At 49.6% G+C, this 18,937-nt stretch carries 9 protein-coding genes and 1 tRNA gene; 4 read left to right on the forward strand and 6 right to left on the reverse strand.

Features of this window, described 5'->3' with window-relative positions:
- Window positions 1-386 precede the first annotated feature (386 nt).
- Window positions 387-1,964 (reverse strand): glutamine-hydrolyzing GMP synthase, encoded by a 1,578-nt coding sequence (guaA, locus tag ACCI49_RS03825; RefSeq protein WP_371837651.1) that lies wholly within the window; start codon window positions 1,962-1,964, stop codon window positions 387-389.
- 89 nt (window positions 1,965-2,053) lie between these two features.
- Window positions 2,054-3,541 (reverse strand): IMP dehydrogenase, encoded by a 1,488-nt coding sequence (gene guaB / locus ACCI49_RS03830; RefSeq protein WP_371837652.1) that lies wholly within the window; start codon window positions 3,539-3,541, stop codon window positions 2,054-2,056.
- A 172-nt stretch (window positions 3,542-3,713) separates the two neighbouring features.
- Here guaB and xseA point away from each other — a divergent pair, with 172 nt between their 5' ends.
- Entirely contained in the window at window positions 3,714-5,066 is a 1,353-nt protein-coding gene (xseA, locus tag ACCI49_RS03835; RefSeq protein WP_371837653.1) for an exodeoxyribonuclease VII large subunit, read from the forward strand.
- Between the two features lie 73 nt (window positions 5,067-5,139).
- Window positions 5,140-7,428 carry a transporter substrate-binding domain-containing protein gene (locus ACCI49_RS03840; protein ID WP_371837654.1) on the forward strand — a complete coding sequence of 763 codons (2,289 nt, stop codon included), beginning with the start codon at window positions 5,140-5,142 and terminating at the stop codon, window positions 7,426-7,428.
- Window positions 7,429-7,457: 29 nt separating this feature from the next.
- Here ACCI49_RS03840 and ACCI49_RS03845 read toward each other — a convergent pair whose 3' ends face one another.
- The 4 genes from ACCI49_RS03845 to ftsH form a co-directional block, all read right to left on the reverse strand.
- Window positions 7,458-8,435: an NAD(P)H-quinone oxidoreductase gene (locus ACCI49_RS03845; RefSeq protein ID WP_371837655.1), complete on the reverse strand. Its 978-nt coding sequence runs from the start codon at window positions 8,433-8,435 to the stop codon at window positions 7,458-7,460.
- 352 nt (window positions 8,436-8,787) lie between these two features.
- Window positions 8,788-11,076, reverse strand: a complete 2,289-nt coding sequence (locus ACCI49_RS03850; protein ID WP_371837656.1) for a TonB-dependent receptor — start codon at window positions 11,074-11,076, stop codon at window positions 8,788-8,790.
- Between the two features lie 1,027 nt (window positions 11,077-12,103).
- Window positions 12,104-14,392: a TonB-dependent receptor gene (locus tag ACCI49_RS03855; RefSeq protein ID WP_371837657.1), complete on the reverse strand. Its 2,289-nt coding sequence runs from the start codon at window positions 14,390-14,392 to the stop codon at window positions 12,104-12,106.
- Window positions 14,393-15,042: 650 nt separating this feature from the next.
- A complete protein-coding gene (ftsH, locus tag ACCI49_RS03860; protein ID WP_371837658.1) occupies window positions 15,043-16,977 on the reverse strand; it encodes an ATP-dependent zinc metalloprotease FtsH in 1,935 nt (644 codons plus the stop codon).
- A gap of 334 nt (window positions 16,978-17,311) precedes the next feature.
- Here ftsH and ACCI49_RS03865 point away from each other — a divergent pair.
- Both ACCI49_RS03865 and ACCI49_RS03870 read left to right on the forward strand, forming a co-directional pair.
- Window positions 17,312-17,388: transfer RNA gene (locus ACCI49_RS03865), tRNA-Arg, on the forward strand.
- A 225-nt stretch (window positions 17,389-17,613) separates the two neighbouring features.
- A complete protein-coding gene (locus tag ACCI49_RS03870) occupies window positions 17,614-18,519 on the forward strand; it encodes a LysR family transcriptional regulator (RefSeq protein WP_371837659.1) in 906 nt (301 codons plus the stop codon).
- Window positions 18,520-18,937: the final 418 nt, after the last annotated feature.

The raw sequence follows: 18,937 nt of genomic DNA on the forward strand, positions 1-18,937 counted from the left end.
GGGAACTCCCCCACCCCTTTGGAATTGGAGACCTGCACCTTAGCTGTCCAACTCCAAACCGTGCACCTTGCACTTTCCCCACAGCCTTTACCCGCCAAAAGTCTCTACTCACAGAATCTGTGGATATCTCTGTGATTAACTGCGAAGTACGAGGCGCAAAGGCCCATGGTTGCGTCATTGTGACAACCTGAAGAAAAAATAACCAAAGTTGGAAATACTCAAAAAAACAACGAGTTACAGAAAAAAACGAATCCTGTTTGGAAAGTACCCGGAGTAAATGATCGAAACAGAAAGAAGAGACACTGCTGTGGAAAGTGGGACGCTTGGCGGGGGAAAAGTTGGGCTGGGGTGACAAGCACCCCAACCAGAGTCGCGAAAATAATGACTCATTCCCATTCAATAGTAGCCGGCGGTTTACTGGAGACATCGTAGGCTACACGGGAGATATGCTCTATCTCATTGATAATACGATTGGAGACCTTCTCAATCAGCTCGTAAGGCAGGTGCGCCCATCGCGCAGTCATAAAGTCCACGGTTTCCACTGCGCGCAGTGCCACCACATATTCGTAGCGACGGCCATCACCCACCACGCCAACAGATTTCACCGGTAGGAACACCACAAACGCCTGACTGGTTTTGTGATACCAGTCGGCTTTATGTAGCTCCTCGATAAAGATCGCATCTGCTTCACGCAGGATATCGGCGTACTCTCTCTTTACCTCGCCGAGAATACGTACTCCCAGGCCCGGTCCCGGGAAGGGATGGCGGTACACCATATCGTAGGGCAGACCCAGCTCCAGGCCGATCTTACGCACTTCATCCTTAAACAATTCGCGCAGTGGTTCTACCAGATCAAACTGCATATCTTCCGGTAGGCCACCCACATTGTGGTGAGACTTAATCACATGGGCTTTGCCCGTTTTGGCTGCGGCGGATTCAATTACATCCGGATAAATAGTGCCTTGGGCCAGGAACTTCACATCCTGCAGCTTGGAAGCTTCGCGATCGAAAATCTCGATAAAGGTATTACCGATAATCTTGCGCTTGGCTTCGGGTTCATCCACGCCCGCCAGACGCGATAGGAAGTCCTCTTCCGCATCGGCGCGAACCACTCGCACGCCCATATTTTCGGCGAACATTTGCATCACCTGATCGCCCTCATTTTTGCGCAACAGGCCGTTGTCCACAAAAACACAGGTCAGCTGATCGCCAATCGCCTTATGCAGCAGCGCGGCCACAACAGAGCTGTCGACACCCCCGGAAAGACCCAGCAATACCTTGCCATCGCCCACTTGATCTCGCACTTTGGCGATGGAGTCCTCGATAATATTGGCCGGGGTCCAGAGCTTTTCACAACCACATATATCGATAACAAAGTGTTCATAGATACGCATTCCCTGAAGGGTATGGGTAACTTCCGGGTGGAACTGCACACCAAAGAAGTTCTTTTCGGCGGAGTACATGCCGGCGATGGGGCAGGAATCAGTGGAAGCCAGAAGTTCAAAGCCTTCTGGCACCTGCACGACTTTATCGCCGTGGCTCATCCATACATCCAGCAGCGCCTCACCTTCATCGTTGAGGTGATCTTTGATATCGCGCAGCAGATTCGAAGTGCCCTCAACTTTTACCTGGGCATAGCCAAACTCACGGACATTGCTGCCCTGCACTGCGCCGCCCAGCTGGTGTGCCATGGTCTGCATGCCATAGCAAATACCCAGTACCGGTACACCCAGGTTGTAAACCACTTCCGGCGCACGGGGGGAACCCTCTTCCGGCACAGACTCAGGCCCACCGGCCAGGATAATACCTTTCGGGTTATATTCACGGATCTCTTCTTCGCTCATGTCGAAGGCGCGAATTTCGGAGAAAACACCCAGCTCGCGCACACGGCGGGCAATCAACTGGGTGTACTGGGACCCAAAGTCGAGGATCAGAATTCGGCTGGAGTGGATATCTTGGCTCATGATTGACTCATTAACAGAATAAATAACGGCAAACGGACCTGAAAGGTCCGTTTGCGGCTCGATACAGAAAGTTGTTCACCGGAGAAGGCTTAGCGTCCGCCCACCGGGTAGTTAGGCGCTTCTTTGGTAATCTGCACATCGTGCACATGGGACTCACCCATGCCGGCGGCGGTTACCCGCACAAACTCCGGACGGGTGCGCATGGTTTCGATATCCACGCTGCCGGTATAGCCCATGGCAGAGCGCAAGCCGCCCAGCATCTGGTGCACTATGGCGGATAGCGGCCCCTTATAAGGAACGCGCCCTTCGATACCCTCTGGCACCAGTTTTTCTGCACCTTTGCTGGCATCCTGGAAGTAGCGGTCGGAAGAACCCTGGGTGCGCGCCATGGCACCGAGGGAGCCCATACCGCGATAGGATTTGTAGGTACGTCCCTGGTACAACTCCACTTCACCCGGCGCCTCTTCGGTTCCGGCAAACATGGAGCCCATCATTACAGAAGAAGCACCGGCGACAATCGCTTTGGAAATATCACCGGAATAGCGGATACCACCATCGGCAATCATAGGTACACCGGTTCCTTCGAGTGCAGTGGAAACCTCGGCAATTGCAGTCACCTGGGGCACACCGATACCAGTCACGATTCGAGTGGTACAAATAGAGCCGGGGCCGATTCCCACCTTCACTGCATCGGCACCAGCTTCAACCAATGCACGAGCGGCTTCGCCAGTCGCAATATTGCCGCCGATCACATCCACCTGGGGGTGCATTTCCTTGATCCGACGCACCCGATCGATCACATTGCGGGAGTGACCATGGGCGGTATCGACGACCAACACATCTACACCAGCTTCTACCAGTGCCGCTACACGATCGTCGGTGTCCGGACTGGTGCCAACGGAAGCCCCAACACGCAGGCGACCATCGGAGTCTTTACAAGAGTTCGGATACTGTTCGGCCTTGTTAAAGTCCTTCACAGTAATCAATCCGCGTAATTCAAAGTTATCGTTTACAACGAGCACTTTTTCGATGCGGTGCTTGTGAAGCAGCTCGCGCACTTCATCGGAGGAGGCGTCTTCGTGGGCTGTTACCAAGCGCTCCTTCGGAGTCATGATACTAGCCACACTCACGTCCAAGTCGGTAAGGAAGCGCACATCCCGGCTGGTAACGATGCCGACCAAGTTACCCCTATCCATTACTGGAACCCCGGAGATATTGTGGTGGGTAGTCAGTGCGATCAGCTCGCGCACTGTGGCATCAGACTCTATGGTAATTGGGTCCTTTACCACACCGGCTTCGAATTTTTTTACTGCTCGTACCGCGAGCGCCTGCTCTTCGATAGACATGCTTTTGTGGATGATACCGATACCACCTTCCTGGGCCAGGGCAATAGCCAGGCGCGCTTCCGTCACAGTATCCATGGCAGCGGACACAATCGGAATGTTCAAGGTAATGTTACGGGACAGCTGGGTTTTCAGGCTGACATCCTTCGCAATCACCTCGGAATAACCGGGCACAAGTAGGACATCGTCAAACGTGAGGGCTTCGCGCGCGATGCGCAGATTGGATTCAGACATTGTTGACACTCAAACCTCGAATGGGCGGGAATGGGTATCGGCGCGATTATACCCCTCAGCACAAAAATCGCAAACGACAATTTGCAGAAAGATGGATTTATCGAGTAAATCCCTTTACCTGTTCCGACGATACTGCAATATTGCTCCGCCAGTTTTTTAGTGAGAAATACCGATGCAGCCCAGCTCCCCAGCCCCCACCGCAAAGCGCAGCGTCCTGTCGGTTAGCGATTTGAACCGGGAGGTAAAACACCTATTGGAGAGCAACGTGCCCCTCCTGTGGATTAGCGGGGAGATTTCAAATTTCACTATACCCAGCTCCGGTCACTGGTATTTTAGCCTCAAGGATGCCCGCGCCCAGGTACGCTGTGCCATGTTCCGAGGCCGCAATCGCAGTGTGACCTTCCGCCCGCAAAATGGTCGCGAAGTGCTGATCCGAGCCAGGGTGAGCCTGTATGAGGGGCGTGGCGAATTCCAGCTAATTGTGGAGCATATGGAGGAAGCTGGTTTTGGCGCGCTGATGCGTCAGCTGGAGCAGCTCAAGGCAAAACTTCAAGCCGAAGGATTATTCGATCCCGCACGCAAGCGCACCCTGCCCTATCTGCCTTCCAATATCGGCATTGTCACATCCCCAACAGGTGCAGCCATCCGCGATATGATTCACGTATTGGGCCGACGTCACCCGGCTGCGCAAGTGGACCTGTGGCCAGTGACAGTGCAGGGCCAGGGTGCCGCAGAACAGATTGCCACGGCTATCGAGAAAGCCGGGCGCAGTGGGCGTCACGATCTATTAATTGTCGGCCGCGGCGGTGGTTCCCTAGAGGACCTGTGGCCCTTTAATGAAGAAATTGTGGCTCGTGCGTTGGCGTCCTGCCCCACCCCTACAATTTCCGCCGTGGGCCACGAGACTGACACCACAGTCTCAGACTTAATTGCTGATCTACGCGCACCAACCCCATCGGCTGCAGCGGAAATCGCTAGTGCCAACGCCGCAGAGTTATTTCAACGCTTGGACAATGGCAAGCTCCGCTTGTATAAGGCGATACAGCATCAACTTCGCCACTTGCAGCAGCAGGTTATGCTACATCGCAACCGCCTGCGCCACCCCCGTGAACAGTTACAAAATCGCACACAGCGCCTGGATCACCTAGAAATGCGTCTGCTCGCCGCCGGCCAGTTGCAAATTCAACAGTGTCGTACACAGCTTACGACGGCTCTGCGAACCTTCGCTCACTGCCAGCCACAGCGTCGAATCCAGGAGAAGCGCGAACAGTTACATTTAGCGCACTCCAGCTTGCAACGTAACTCCGAACTTCTCCTCAAACAGAATGCAGAGAGACTCAGCCACTTGGCACAATTACTCAACAATGTGAGCCCTCTCGCAGTTCTCCAGCGGGGCTACGCTATCGCCATAGACTCCGAAGGCAAGGCAATTAAAGATAGCCACGCTCTGAAAATTGACCAAAAAATTGATGTGCAGCTGGCCCGTGGGAACTTTTCTGCAAGGGTAGAAACCATAAAAAACTGAACCCGGTGACCGTCAAATGAGCAGCAGGGGCGCGACACTATAATCCACAGGTAGAGAGCTTTTGGAGCGATCTATGACTTGTGGTCATAATGCTGTTAACCCTTATTTGTGGGGATTGATATTCCTTTCGGTGCTGATACTCGTATTTGCGGGTTGCGACAAGAAAGACTCCGAAACCGGTTTGGAAGGCCCGGGGCAGGCCGCTGTGAGTTCAAAAACTACCGAAGGAGAAAAGGGGGGAATCAGCTCCCTAATCAAAGCGGCAAAAGAACAACAGGTCAACTATATCGAAACCGGTGACCTGAGAGACATTAAAAAGCGTGGCACCATTCGCTTCGTCAATCTAACCGGAGCATCAGAAAACATGCTGCCCCGCGACAGCGTTGTGAGCCTGCGCCACTTCGATTTGGCGAACAAGCTTGCCGACCAATTAAAAATCGAGGCCAAATGGATCAAGGCAAAAAATCCCAATGAGGCTATCGAGATGCTTATAGCCGGTGAGGCGGATGTCATTGCCTACAATCTCACCGTAACCGATTCACGTAAAGAAATTATCGACTTCAGTATTCCTATCCGCCAATCCCGTCTATTACTAATTACCGGTGCCGGTGGTCCGGATATCAGCGATGTAAACAAGCTAAAGAATGTGGAACTTATTGTTCCCGAAGGCACTGCGAATATTGAAACCGCAGAACGTCTAGCCGCGGACAACCCAGATGCCAACCTGACGGTAAAAGAACTGAGCATTCTTGGAAATAGGGATGGGCTCATAGATATGCTCAACCAAAATGACAATCAGGTTGCCATTCTAGAAGATTTTTCAGCGGAAGATCTACGTAATTACAGAGATGACGTGCGCATCGGCGCCGTAGTCAGCGACATGCAAAATATCGCCTGGGGGATGCGAAAACCCAACAAGCAACTACAGTCTACCGTCGACAATTTTCTCACCCGCAACCTGGTAAAAGGGCAGGAAGAGCGTATTACTGATTGGAAAGGCATTAAAAAATCCGGCGTTATCCGCCTGCTTACCTACAACGGTCCAACCACTTATTTTTTGTGGAAAGGACTTCTCATGGGGTTCGACTATGACTTGGCCAAAGCTTTTGCGGACAAGCATAAGCTTCAATTACAAGTTATTGTAGTGCCCTATGAGGAAAACCTAGCGGACTGGCTGCGAGCTGGTCGGGGAGATTTTGCCGGAGCTGAGCTCAATATCACCTCAGCTTACGAAGCCCAAGGCATGGTGTTCACCATACCTTTTCTAGAAGCCGAAGATCAGGTCGTAAGTGGTAAGGGATATCCTCCTGTAAAGCAAATTCAAGACTTGAATGGCCGAAAACTGACTCTGCGTGCCTATTCATCCTTTATAGAAACAGCAGAAACCTTGCGTGATGCTGGAATCGATGTCGATGTCCGAGTTGCTCCGCCGGATATGTCCCAGTCACAGATTTTGTCACTGATCGCTGATGGACTGGTTGATGCCACCATTGTCGACTCGGGCCGTGCAAAAATTGAAGCCTCAGTACAACCGAATCTAGTGCTCGGCGCCTTGATTGGGGATCCTCAACCTCAAGGATGGCTGGTGCTCCGACAGAATTGGCACCTGCTGAAAAATCTCAACAAGTTTTTGCAGAGTTACCAAAAAACAGCTCAATACAAAAAACAGTATGCCGCTTATTTCGAGCCTAATAAGCGCTTTATGCAGAGGGTAAGCACAAGAATAATGCCTGGGGGAAACTTGTCCCCTTACGATGATTTGGTAAAAGAGTCTGCATTTAAATATGAATTTGACTGGCGTATGATCGTTGCGCAAATGTGGCAGGAGAGTAATTTTAACCCGAAAGCAGTTTCCCCTGTTGGAGCACAGGGCCTGATGCAGGTTATGCCGGCGACCGCAGAGGAAATGGGCTTCCCACCACCGCTTTTCGAGCCAGAGAGAGGGATTAAAGCAGGCGTAAAATATATGGATTGGGTAAGGGACAGATTTAATCCCTCACTACCCACGGTAAATAAGCTATGGTTTACCCTAGCTTCCTACAATGCTGGCTATGGCCACCTACTGGACGCGCAACGCCTCGCCAAACAACTGGGGCTGGACCCCGATGTCTGGTTCGACAATGTGGAAGTGGCAATGCTGAAGCTGGCCCAACCTCAGTATTTTAAAAGAGCGCGGTATGGCTATGTCCGTGGCTCAGAGCCGGTGCAGTATGTGCGTAATATCAGTAATCTTTACAAGGCTTATGTAGAGATGATGAGTGACGAAGTCACAATCACTTCGCCACTAAATCAATCATCGGAAGATTTTTGCTCCCCCCAAAATACACCCGAAGGATCAATTGTAAAGGTATCGCCACCCTAAAGGGAAAAGGGCAACTTTAAATTAACTTTTTAAACCTTTAATACAATTTTTCCAATAAGCTTGCCAGATTCCAGCAGGCGATGCGCCTCGGCCACTTGTTCGAGAGTAAACTCAGCCGCTACCTGTGGACGTACTTTTCCAGCTTCAATTAATGGCCAAGCCTTAGACTCCAGTGAACGGGCAATTTCCGCTTTCACTGCTGCCGAGCGGGCTCTCAGAGTAGAGCCAGCCAGAGTCAGGCGCTTGAGCATCACCGGCAACATATTAACTTCGACACTGGCACCCTGAAGATAGGCAATGTTTACGATCCGGCCATCATAAGCGGCCACACGGATATTACGGTCTACGTATTCTCCGCCGACCATATCCAGAATCACATCGGCACCGTGATTTTCGGTAGCTTTCTTTACAATCTCTACAAAATCCTCTTCACGATAGTTAATTGCCTTTTCGGCGCCAAGGTTTTCACAAGCCTTACACTTTTCTGCTGAGCCGGCAGTTGCAAAAACTCGAGCACCTAACTGAGAGGCAAGCTGAATAGCGGTAGTGCCGATGCCCGAGGAGCCTCCATGCACCAATAGGATTTCGTTATTTTGTAGCTTGGCCCTGTCAAAAACATTGCTCCAAACAGTAAAAAACGTTTCAGGCAAAGCCGCCGCCTCAATCTCGGATAAACCTGCAGGGATCGGCAGGCATTGTCCCTCGGGCGCTGTCACATATTCCGCGTAGCCACCACCATTAGTCAGGGCGCAAACTTTATCGCCCAATTTCCAGCGTTTTACCTCTTCTCCAACAGCCACTATTTCACCGGCAACTTCAAGCCCGAGGATAGGAGAAGCCCCGGGCGGTGGGGGATAAAAACCTTGACGCTGCACAATATCGGGCCGGTTTATCCCGGAGGCTGCCACCTTGATTAGCACCTCATCTGCAGCCGGCTCTGGCTTTGGTAAATCTGCCACCTGCATCACCTCCGGGCCGCCGTATTTTGGCAGATCAATTGCACGCATTATCCACTCCTGTCAAAACGCTCTTTGCTGAAACAACTAGGGATTTCCCAACCACTTTTTATCCAGTCTATTATGATGGCTAGTACAAAAGTACTGAACTTAAAAATTGACTGCGGCCAAATTTATACGCAGTAAAAACAAAAGCGGCCACGCCCAACCCTGCAAAGTATAAATACCTTGAGGGAAGGACTCAGGCCGCTTTGATCCTTAAGCCCAACGATAAAAGCCAAGCTTACGACTAGGAAAAAGTATACATCTCGCAGGGTACACCGTGAATACACCTCAAGATACTGGTACGCAGTACCCATACCCACACCCGGTCTTCTTTACAAACAATTAGGGATATGCAGAGTTAAAGCTCATAAATAAACTCTAAACCCAGTATCCGCCCCTTGTTAATTGGGGTAAAACTCGCACCTACCCCTCCCATAATAGGTGGCAACCGAGTGTTGTTACCCTCGGTAACCTCATTCAGTATATTTTTGCCGAACATGGAAACAGTGAAGCTAGCGCTATCTGGTGTATAGCCGATACTGAAATCCAACATATCAGCTTCTGACAGCCAGCGCTGGTTATCATCAGTATATGGCGACGTATCCCGGTGATTAAAGTTCACTCGGGAAGTAATGGTCCCGTAGGAAATGAGCTGCAGGTCATGAACCAGGCCAACACCGTAAGTCCAGGACGCCAAGCGGGGTATATTCAGGCCAAGATCAGTGTCATCCACCACACCATCGCCACTGATATCGCCCAGTACCTTATCGTAGTCACCATCCACGTAGCCAACATTAAAGGTAAATAGCAAACTCTCGGTAAGGGCTGCCATTGCCTCTAATTCAGCACCGCGGATAGTGGTATCAGCAGTATTGCGAATAATTTGTGCAACTCCGGTATGATAATCAGGTAGGTTTATCTCCCGCTGCATATCATCGATAGTGTTGTGAAATACCGCCATATTGGTGCGCAGACGCCCATCCAGCCAATCCACCTTGGCCCCAATTTCGAAACTGTTTTGCTCCTCTTGCTCTGTTGCCTGTGGGGGATAAGGCTTCTGAGTACTCGGGTCAACTCCGGCATTACGGAAGTTATAACCACCACTGCGGAACCCTTTAGTCCAGAAGGTATACAACTGGGTATCATTAGATACACTCCACTGCAACCCTACCTTCGGAGTGAAGGCATTCCAGCTTTCACTATCTTCAAAATCGTAGGCAGCACAGCCATTCATCGTACAAAAATTCAAAGGTACGGAAGCTATTTTGGTGTCTTTTTCCTCGATAGAATAACGCCCACCCAGCGTCAATACCCAGGCCTCATTCAAGTCGATATCTGCCTGGGCAAAAATGCCATAAGTGCTGTGATCCTGCTTCCCCCCACCCCCTATTATCTTTTTGCCACCGTTCAAAATCCGTCTTTCAAGGGCAGACAGATCCTGGCTAAACCAATAGAGCCCGCTGGTCAGGGCAGTGGGGCCAAACCGACCTGCATAGCGTAATTCATTACTGACCTGGCTTTGTTCTAAGCTGGATTCCGCATGAAATAAAGGGAGAGGCAATGCATCGACATCCCCTAAACCCTGCGCATCAAATTCACGCCATGCCAGTATGTTAGTAATAGTGCCACTACCAAAAGCGACATCCTTATTAAACTCAGTGATGACCTGGCTCCATTCATCCTTTTGACTACCCTCTTCATCCTGAGCCACTTCAAAGGAATCCTCTGAATTATCCCAGTTGTAAATCTCCAATGATTCTGCAATCTGGGTGGCACTCGGGTAGACAATAGGAATACCCCCATGATCAACAATATAGTGTTCACTACCTCGGTTCTGCGCTACCGCCGCATCTGAGTCCATACGTCCGTGCTCCATACGCACCAGTAGCTCTGCGGTATCATTTAGCTGAATACTAAAACTCGGACGAATAAACCAGTTATCAGAAGCCCCGGCGTTATCGTTGCCAGTGGCCACATTCTCAAACCAACCGCGGTCATTATGGTGATACACCGTCAAGCGGCCATTTACCGAGTCTGTAATAGCTCCATTGATAGAACCTGCGGCAGTAGTGTCAAAATTATCAGTCAAAGAAACTTTGAATCTGGAAGAGAATTCTTCAGTGGGGCGCGAGTTTTTAATGACTACCGCGCCACCGGTTACATTTCGCCCAAACAACAGTCCCTGCGGGCCACGTAAAATCTCAATGCCCTCCAAATCAAACAGGTCCGTTACAACACCGGCATTAATGCCCATGTACATACCGTCCACAAAAACCCCTACAGTGGGATCAATGGTTGGAATGGTGCTGTTTACGCCGAGACCGCGAATAGTAAAGCTCGCGGAGTTTTTTACTGTGCCCACATCATCCAACTGAACATTGGGCATTTTGAACGAAAGACTCTGCAGATCCTTAGTTTGTAGTGCCTCTAATTGGTCGCCAGAATAGGCTGTGGCTGCTACAGGCACATCTTGCAAAACCTCCGCATCTGCACGCTTACGTGCGGTGACCTGAACCTCTTCCATCAGAGTACCGACCGAGCCTTCAGCAGCAAAGCTAGGGGTTGCCCCACTGGCCAACCAAAGGGTTACGACTGAACAGGCAGAAAGCAGAGCAGAGTGCTGCTTGAGACTTGACGGACTTCCCATGTTTTCTCTCCATTGTTTTATTTTTTTATCTACAACAACGGACTTATCACAATCGGCACTACCTGGCGTCGTGCTCTACCCACTACATGAGATTCCGACTTTACCGAGACTCCGATCAAAGACCGTGCTGATAAAGAGACACTGAGTTCGCGTGATTTCTGAAACACTGACAGGTTACAGACTCACAACATCGAGTGTAAGACTATTTATCGTGGATAACGATAAAAATAACTCAATTAGTCTGGAATGCCCGCCCTCAGTAGAATAATTTAAAAGGTAACGAATAGAAAACTGAAAAACGCACCATATCAGTGCAAAATCAACTCGATACTCAAAAGCAAAAACTTACAAAACAAGGGAAAATACGACCAAGATCTTTTGCCATATATTGGTAACCATCAAAACTGAACCTCCACTACACGTATCAGCAGCCAGCAGCCTTAAAAAAACTACAAAGCGGAATTAAAAAATTCTTTCAAATAAATTCAATTGACATTAACCATTAAGGTCGGTTTGTCGAGGTATCATTTACAGTCGAGAGAGGAAGAAAAGTCACAAATGACACTTTTGGGTATTCCATAGAGAGCGCAGCTTCCCGACTTACTTTAAACACTCGATGGAGTGAAATTATTTTTGCACCACCAAATCCAAACTTCTTTTTGTGTATTTTTTAAATAAATTTATGAATAATTAGTACATAGCAGAATTTGGGTTTCAAACTCGCGCAAAGATCTTATGGATCTTTTCCCCATCTAGGATTTCCCTTTTCATCAATGAGGATGATCGCGGGAGCCTCTTTCTTGGCTTCTGCAGATAATTCCGAGCCGCTGATACCAAAAAGAGACGTCTCACTCTCGCTAGTAAGAGCTTTAAGTGAACGACGGGTGGGTTTATAGACCATAAAAATAACAGCGGCTGAAGCCGCTCCCGCAATGCACCTATTGGTATTTCGCAGAAGCGGCACAGCCGCCAGTTAGTTCCCCCCTGAGCTTGACAATAAAATCTTATCAGGGGAATATCTCTTTAATTAAAATTCGTAGAGAGCCTCAAGCCCAATAACACGCCCTTTATTGAGCGGAGTAAAGCTCGCACCAACCCCTCCCATAATAGACGGTAGCTGAGTATTGTTACCCTCTGTCACTTCATCCAGCATATTCTTACCAAACATGGAGACAGTGAAACTGCCACTATCCGGGGTATAGCCAATACTGAAGTCCAGCATATCGACTTCGGACAACATTCCGCGATTATCATCGGTATAAGGCGCCGCATCCCGATGATTAAAGTTAACGCGGGAGGTCAAACTACCATAGGCGCCTAACTGCAGATCATGGACAAATCCGACACCATAAGTCCATGGAGCTAGGCGAGGAATCTCAAGACCAAGGTCAGTGCCATCTACAACACCATCCCCATTGAGATCTCCCAGTACTTTATCGTAGTCACCATCCACATAGCCGATATTAAAAGTAAACAGCAAATTCTCGGTCAGTACCGCCATGGCCTCCAACTCAGCCCCCCGAATAGTGGCATCGGCGGTGTTACGGATTATCTGCGCAACACCAGTATATGGGTCAGGCAGGTTTTCCTCCCTCTGCATATCATCAATGGTGTTATGGAAAACCGCCATATTGGTACGCAAACGTCCATCCAGCCAATCTACCTTGGCACCAATCTCAAAGCTACTTTGCTCTTCCTGATCAGTTACCTGTGGGGTATAGGGCCTAGCGGTACTAGGATTAATACCTGCGTTACGGAAGTTGTAACCACCACTGCGGAAGCCCTTGGTCCAGAACGTATAGAGATGGGTATCTTCAGATACAGTCCACTGTAGTCCAACCTTTGGCGTAAAGGCATTCCAGCTCTGGCTGTCCTCAAAGTCATAGGCCGCACAACCATCCAGAGTGCAGAAATTCAATGGAATTGAGGCAATTTTTGCATCTTTTTCTTCGCTCGAATAGCGTCCACCCAAGGTCAGTACCCAGGCTTCATTCAGGTCAATATCTGCCTGGGCAAAGATGCCATAGGTACTGTGATCCTGCTCTCCTCCCCCCGTTATACTAGTTCGACCAAACTCTAACAGTCTGTTTTCAAGATAAGTTATATCCTGACTGAACCAGTAAACTCCGGTGGTCAGGGCCGTGCGGCCAAAACGCCCAGCATAACGAAGCTCATTACTAAGCTGGCTCTGGTCCACACTGGAATCTGCATGGAAAAGAGTAACCGGTAGAGAATCAATATCTCCAATACCACGGGCCTCGTACTCACGCCAGGCGAGTATATTGGTGATGGTGCCATCGCCAAAGGCCACATCTTTGTTAAACTCGGTAATTATCTGGCTCCACTCATCTTTCTGGTAGCCCTCGTCATCCTGCGCCACTTCAAATGAATTTTTGCCGTTATCCCAATCATCTACGCCAAATGCTGCAGCAAATATGGGCGCACTTGGTGCGAACTGTGGCCCCTCTAAAGTTCGAACCATGGTCGATTCGTAGCCGCGGTTTTGCGCCACCACGCCATCGGAATCCAGGCGTCCGTGCTCCATGCGCACCAGTAACTCCGCGGTCTCGTCCAACTGGATACTAAAGCTTGGACGAATAAACCAACTGTCGGAGGCTCCGGCATTATCATTGCCTGTTGCCACATTCTCGAACCAGCCACGATCATTATTGTGATAGACCGTCAAACGGCCATTAACTGAATCTGAGATAGCCCCGTTGATGGAGCCGGCAGTTACCGTATCCAGATTGTCAGTTAAAGAAACTTTGATCCGAGAGGAGAACTCATCTGTAGGGCGAGCACTCTTAATCACCACGGCACCACCAGTCACATTGCGGCCAAACAGTAGCCCCTGCGGACCCCGTAAAACCTCGATACCCTCCAGGTCAAACAGGTCGGTAACAACACCCGCATTGACCCCCAGGTACATTCCATCAACAAAAACACCCACTGTGGGGTCAATAGATGGAATGGAGCTGTTAATTCCAAGCCCACGCACAGTAAAATTCGCGGTATTTTTGACGGTGCCCACATCCTCCAACTGAACGTTGGGCATTTTGAACGAAAGGCTTTGCAGATCTTTAGTATGCAAGGCCTCCAGCTGGTCGCCGGAGTAGGCAGTTGCCGCTACCGGAACTTCCTGCAATATCTCCGCATCGGCGCGTTTACGTGCGGTGACTTGCACCTCTTCCATAAGAGTACTAACCGAACCCTCAGCGGCAAAACTAGGGATTGCACCACTGGCTAACCAAAGAGTTGCTACTGAACAGGCGGAAAGCAGAGCAGAATGCTGCTTAAGTCTTGACGGACTTCCCATGTTTTCTCTCCATTGTTTTATTTTTTTTATCTACAACAACGGACTTATCGCAATCGGTACTACTTGGTCTCGCTGCTCTATTCTCTGAATGAGATTCCGACTTTAACGAGACTCCGATCAAAGACCGTGCTGATAAAGAGACACAGAGTTCGCGTGATTTCTGTGACACTGACAGGTTACAAGGTCACAACGTCAGGTGAAAGTCTATTTATCGTGGATAACGATAAAAATAACTCAATTAGTCTGGAAAGTTCGCCCTCAGCAGAAGAACTCAAAAAGCAACGAACAAAAAAATTGCAAAACAAGGGAGAATACCATCAGATTTTTGTCATATATTGGTCGTCAAAACTAAAAATCCGCTACCTCTACCAGCAACCTTAAAAAAATACAAACCGGGCTCAAAAAGTTTTCTTTAACTAAATCCAATTGATATTAATCAATAAGACCGAACAGTCAAAATATCATTCGCAACAAAGAGAGGAAGAAAAGTCACAACTGGTACTTATGAACATCCCATTAAAAGTGCGACCTCCCAAATTATTTAAAACGTTATATGGAGTGAAATTAATTTTTGACCACCAAGTCCAAACCTTCTTGGTGAATTTTATAAGGAAATTTTTGATTAATTAGTATGTGGCGGAATTTGAGCTTCAAGCTCGCGCAATAATTTTATGAATTTCTTCCCCATCCAGGGTTTCCCTTTTCATCAATGCCTCGGCCAGAGCATCGAGTTGCTGGCGATGCCCCCTCAAGAGTTGTTCGACTTTTCGTTCTATGCCGCTTACCAGGGCAATAATTTCGTCATCAATAATTTCAGAAGTGTGCTCGCTAAAATCTTTCTGCTGAGCCATCTCCCTGCCCAGGAATATATGTTCCTCTCCGCGGCGAAAAGCCACAGGCCCCAATTTTTCACTCATCCCCCAATGAGTAACCATGTGTCGGGCCAAGCGCGTGGCCTGCTTCAAGTCCGACTCAGCCCCTGTGCTAACTTCATTGAAAACCACTCGCTCAGCCAGCCTCCCCCCCAGCATCACTCCGATACGATCCTGCAGGTAACTGGTTCGCATATTATGATGCTCCTCCGCGGGGATTTGCTCCGTTGCTCCAAGGCTATGACCTCGAGGAATAATAGTCGCCTTCTCCAGTGGATCAGCATTGGGGAGCAAGGTGGCGACCAAGGCATGGCCAGCCTCATGATAGGCAACCGTTCGCCTATCCTCCTCCCCCATCACCATTTCCCGTTCACCACCGAGCACAACTTTGTCCCTGGCCCGCAGGAGGCAGTCCATATCAACCGCAGTCTTGTTTTCCCGTCCAGCCAAAAGTGCAGCTTCATTGATCAGGTTTTCCAAGTCGGCGCCAGCAAAGCCTGCCGTAAGGGCGGCCAGGTGCTCGAGGTCAACCTCACCTTGTAGGGGGACCTCACGGGAGTGAATCTGCAGAATTTCCTCGCGGGCAATCTTATCTGGCAGATCCAAGGTGATTTTGCGATCAAAACGTCCAGGGCGGAGGAGCGCTGCATCGAGGACATCTGGTCGATTGGTCGCTGCAACTACAACCACCGCCTCCTGAGGATCGAAACCGTCCATTTCCCCCAGTATCTGGTTAAGTGTTTGCTCACGCTCATCGTGACCGCCCCCCAGGCCTGTTCCCCGCGCTCGCCCAACCGAATCAATTTCATCAATGAAGATGATCGCGGGGGCCTCTTTCTTGGCTTCCGCAAACATATCCCGTACACGCGATGCCCCTACGCCCACGAACATCTCAATAAATTCCGAGCCGCTGATACTGAAAAAAGGCGCCTCACTCTCGCCAGCAAGGGCTTTGGCCATTAACGTCTTGCCGGTGCCAGGTGGGCCCATAAGGAGTATGCCTTTGGGTATTTTTGCCCCGAGCTTACGATAGTGTTCTGGGTCCTTAAGGTAGCCTGCAATCTCCTGCAGGTCTTTCTTGGCGTTACTGAGGCCCGCAACATCATCAAAACTCACAAGTGACTTGCTCCGTTCAAAGCGCTTGGCTGGAGAGCGTGCGAATCCGAAAGGGCTGCCAGGTGCTGCTCCACTCATCCGTTCCTGCATACGACGACCGAGCCAGATCAACAGACCGATAATCAAGATCCAGGGCAAAAGGAGAATAAGCAGTCGTTGCAAGTAGCCCCCCTGGGGTGATTCCGCCTGGATTTCCACCCCCTGCTTCTCCAATAGCGGCAATAAGTCAGGGTCTTGCACCGAGGGCAAGATAGTGGTGAAGTGGTGAGGCTCGCGCTGCCTTCTCTCTCTTTGCTCAGCACTGTGCTCACCAGTCTGTGTCTTGTAAGTCCCGGTAATGCGATCACCTGCAAAAACCACACTCGCGACCTTACCTTCACCTACTGCTTTTTTAAAATCACTGTAAGCTAAGGCTTCCCTGGCAGAGCCCAGTTGCCCATTGGAACAGTATTGAAGGGTCATAATGACCAGAAAGATCAGGATCACATACTGCAGGCAGCTAAGGGGGCTCTGCTGCAAAGGTTTGCCCGACAGGGGAGATTGCGGCTCCTCTGGCGGCAGCTTCTGCCCCTTGTCCTGGTCATCTGCCATTGGCATAGGGTCTCGCTAATATGGATGGGCAGCCTCAAACTGCTGGGGTTGCTGCCGCATTGCGGTGGAACAATCAGTATAGTTCTCCGCCAGCACGGGCGAAAAAGATTCCCACTTCCATGCGGTTTACAAGGAGCGCCCCTCTCAAGCCACGAAGCGGCTATTTTAAAAATAGGGCTTGCAAACACCCTGCCCACAAGGCAGAATGCGCGCCCTATCGAGCTTCAATGGCACGCTACCAGAAGTTGGAGGGGCTCGGTAACTTGCGGATTTTTAAAGATTTTTTCTGAAAAATCAGTTGACTTAGCAAGATCAACCAACTATAGTTCGCAACCACAACGCGCTCGTAGCTCAGCTGGATAGAGTACCTGGCTACGAACCAGGCGGTCGGAGGTTCGAATCCTCCCGAGCGCGCCATACAAAAAGGGCTTATATCGCAAGATATAAGCCCTTTTTCTTTTTACTGCTAATTCAACCTCACCCTGATATCCCCACCATCACCGAGCGAGCCCACTTGCTGAAATCGGGATACAGCTATAGCAAGCCACTTTAGAACCGCCTTTATATAATCACTAGGCCGAGGCCCCACCACCACTTGAGTGCACCCCCTCAAATTTAGGAAACCTGTGGCAGCAAGTGACAATGATAAATATCAGAAACATAGATCTAAACCTGCTCAGAGCCTTTGACATCCTAATGGACGAGCGAAATGTATCACGGGCAGCGGAACGCCTCTCTGTCACTCAACCTGCCGTGAGTGGTATGCTGACCAGATTGCGCAGTAGTCTTAACGACCCGCTATTCATCCGCTCCCAACATGGAATCAGCCCCACCCCTCGCGCCCTGGAGCTGGCCGGCCCGGTCAAAAAAATACTGAGCGAAATAGAGGACATTTTGGCGCCCACGACTTTTGATCCAAAGGAAAGCACAATGAAGCTTTCTATTGCTGCTACCGACTACGCGCTAAAGGTCATTGTTACGCCGCTGATCTATGCCCTGCAAGAAGAAGCTCCAAATATTAGAATCTCCATTCAACCGATCAATGACTCACAAACCTTTGCCCTGATGGAGCGGGGCCAATTGGACCTGGCGATAACCACACCCGACTCGGTCCACAAAGAGCTACGAGCAAAAACGCTATTCAAGGAAGACTATACCTGCATTATGGCCAGCGGCCATCCTCATGCACATAAGAACACGCTGACGTTGGATGAGTTCTGCAGCCTGAAACACGGTATTGTTTCCTTTTCCGGCAATACATTTCACGGAGTAACCGATACCGTTCTGAATTCCATGGGCAGACATAGGCAGGTTACCATTTCAGTACCCAGCTTTTTATCTTTGATAGAGATACTGAAAAACTGTGAACTATGTGCGGTGATACCGAAAAGACTGATCTGTGGCATTGACGGCCTTGCCACTATTACGCTGCCATTCGAGATCCCCGGTTTCAGCAAAATAATGGCATGGCATGAGCGCACCCATTACAGCCCCGCACATATCTGGATCAGAGAAAGAATTTACCAACTATGTGATAAGAGATCCTGATCTTTATGGAAATCTTTGGAGCGAAGGCGCTTACCGCCAGCCCATTATATTTCTTATTCGACTCTCGATTATTGAGAAATTGGCAATCACCCCCTGAAAACACACTGTAAAAAGATTAAATTTCAAAAATAATCTCAAGGTACTTTCAATATCAACCCAAGATCAATCACAAGCAAGATCACCTAGAAATCGGTCAAAAATAGCCAATCCCAGGATTTAAAGAACCCCCATCACAAAGTAAATAGTCGACCCTGAAAAAAGTCTCCAGACCTTGTGGCACTAGGACTACGTGGATATATGACATAGCCATTTCGACCAGTTTTCGCTATTCTGATCCAAATTTCTGGTCGAAATGCTCAAGGATAATGATGCTCACGGACACCGATCAGTACCAACAAACCAGCTTTTTTGGCACCGA

The sequence above is a fragment of the Microbulbifer epialgicus genome (genome assembly GCF_041447265.1).
Classification (GTDB): domain Bacteria; phylum Pseudomonadota; class Gammaproteobacteria; order Pseudomonadales; family Cellvibrionaceae; genus Microbulbifer; species Microbulbifer epialgicus.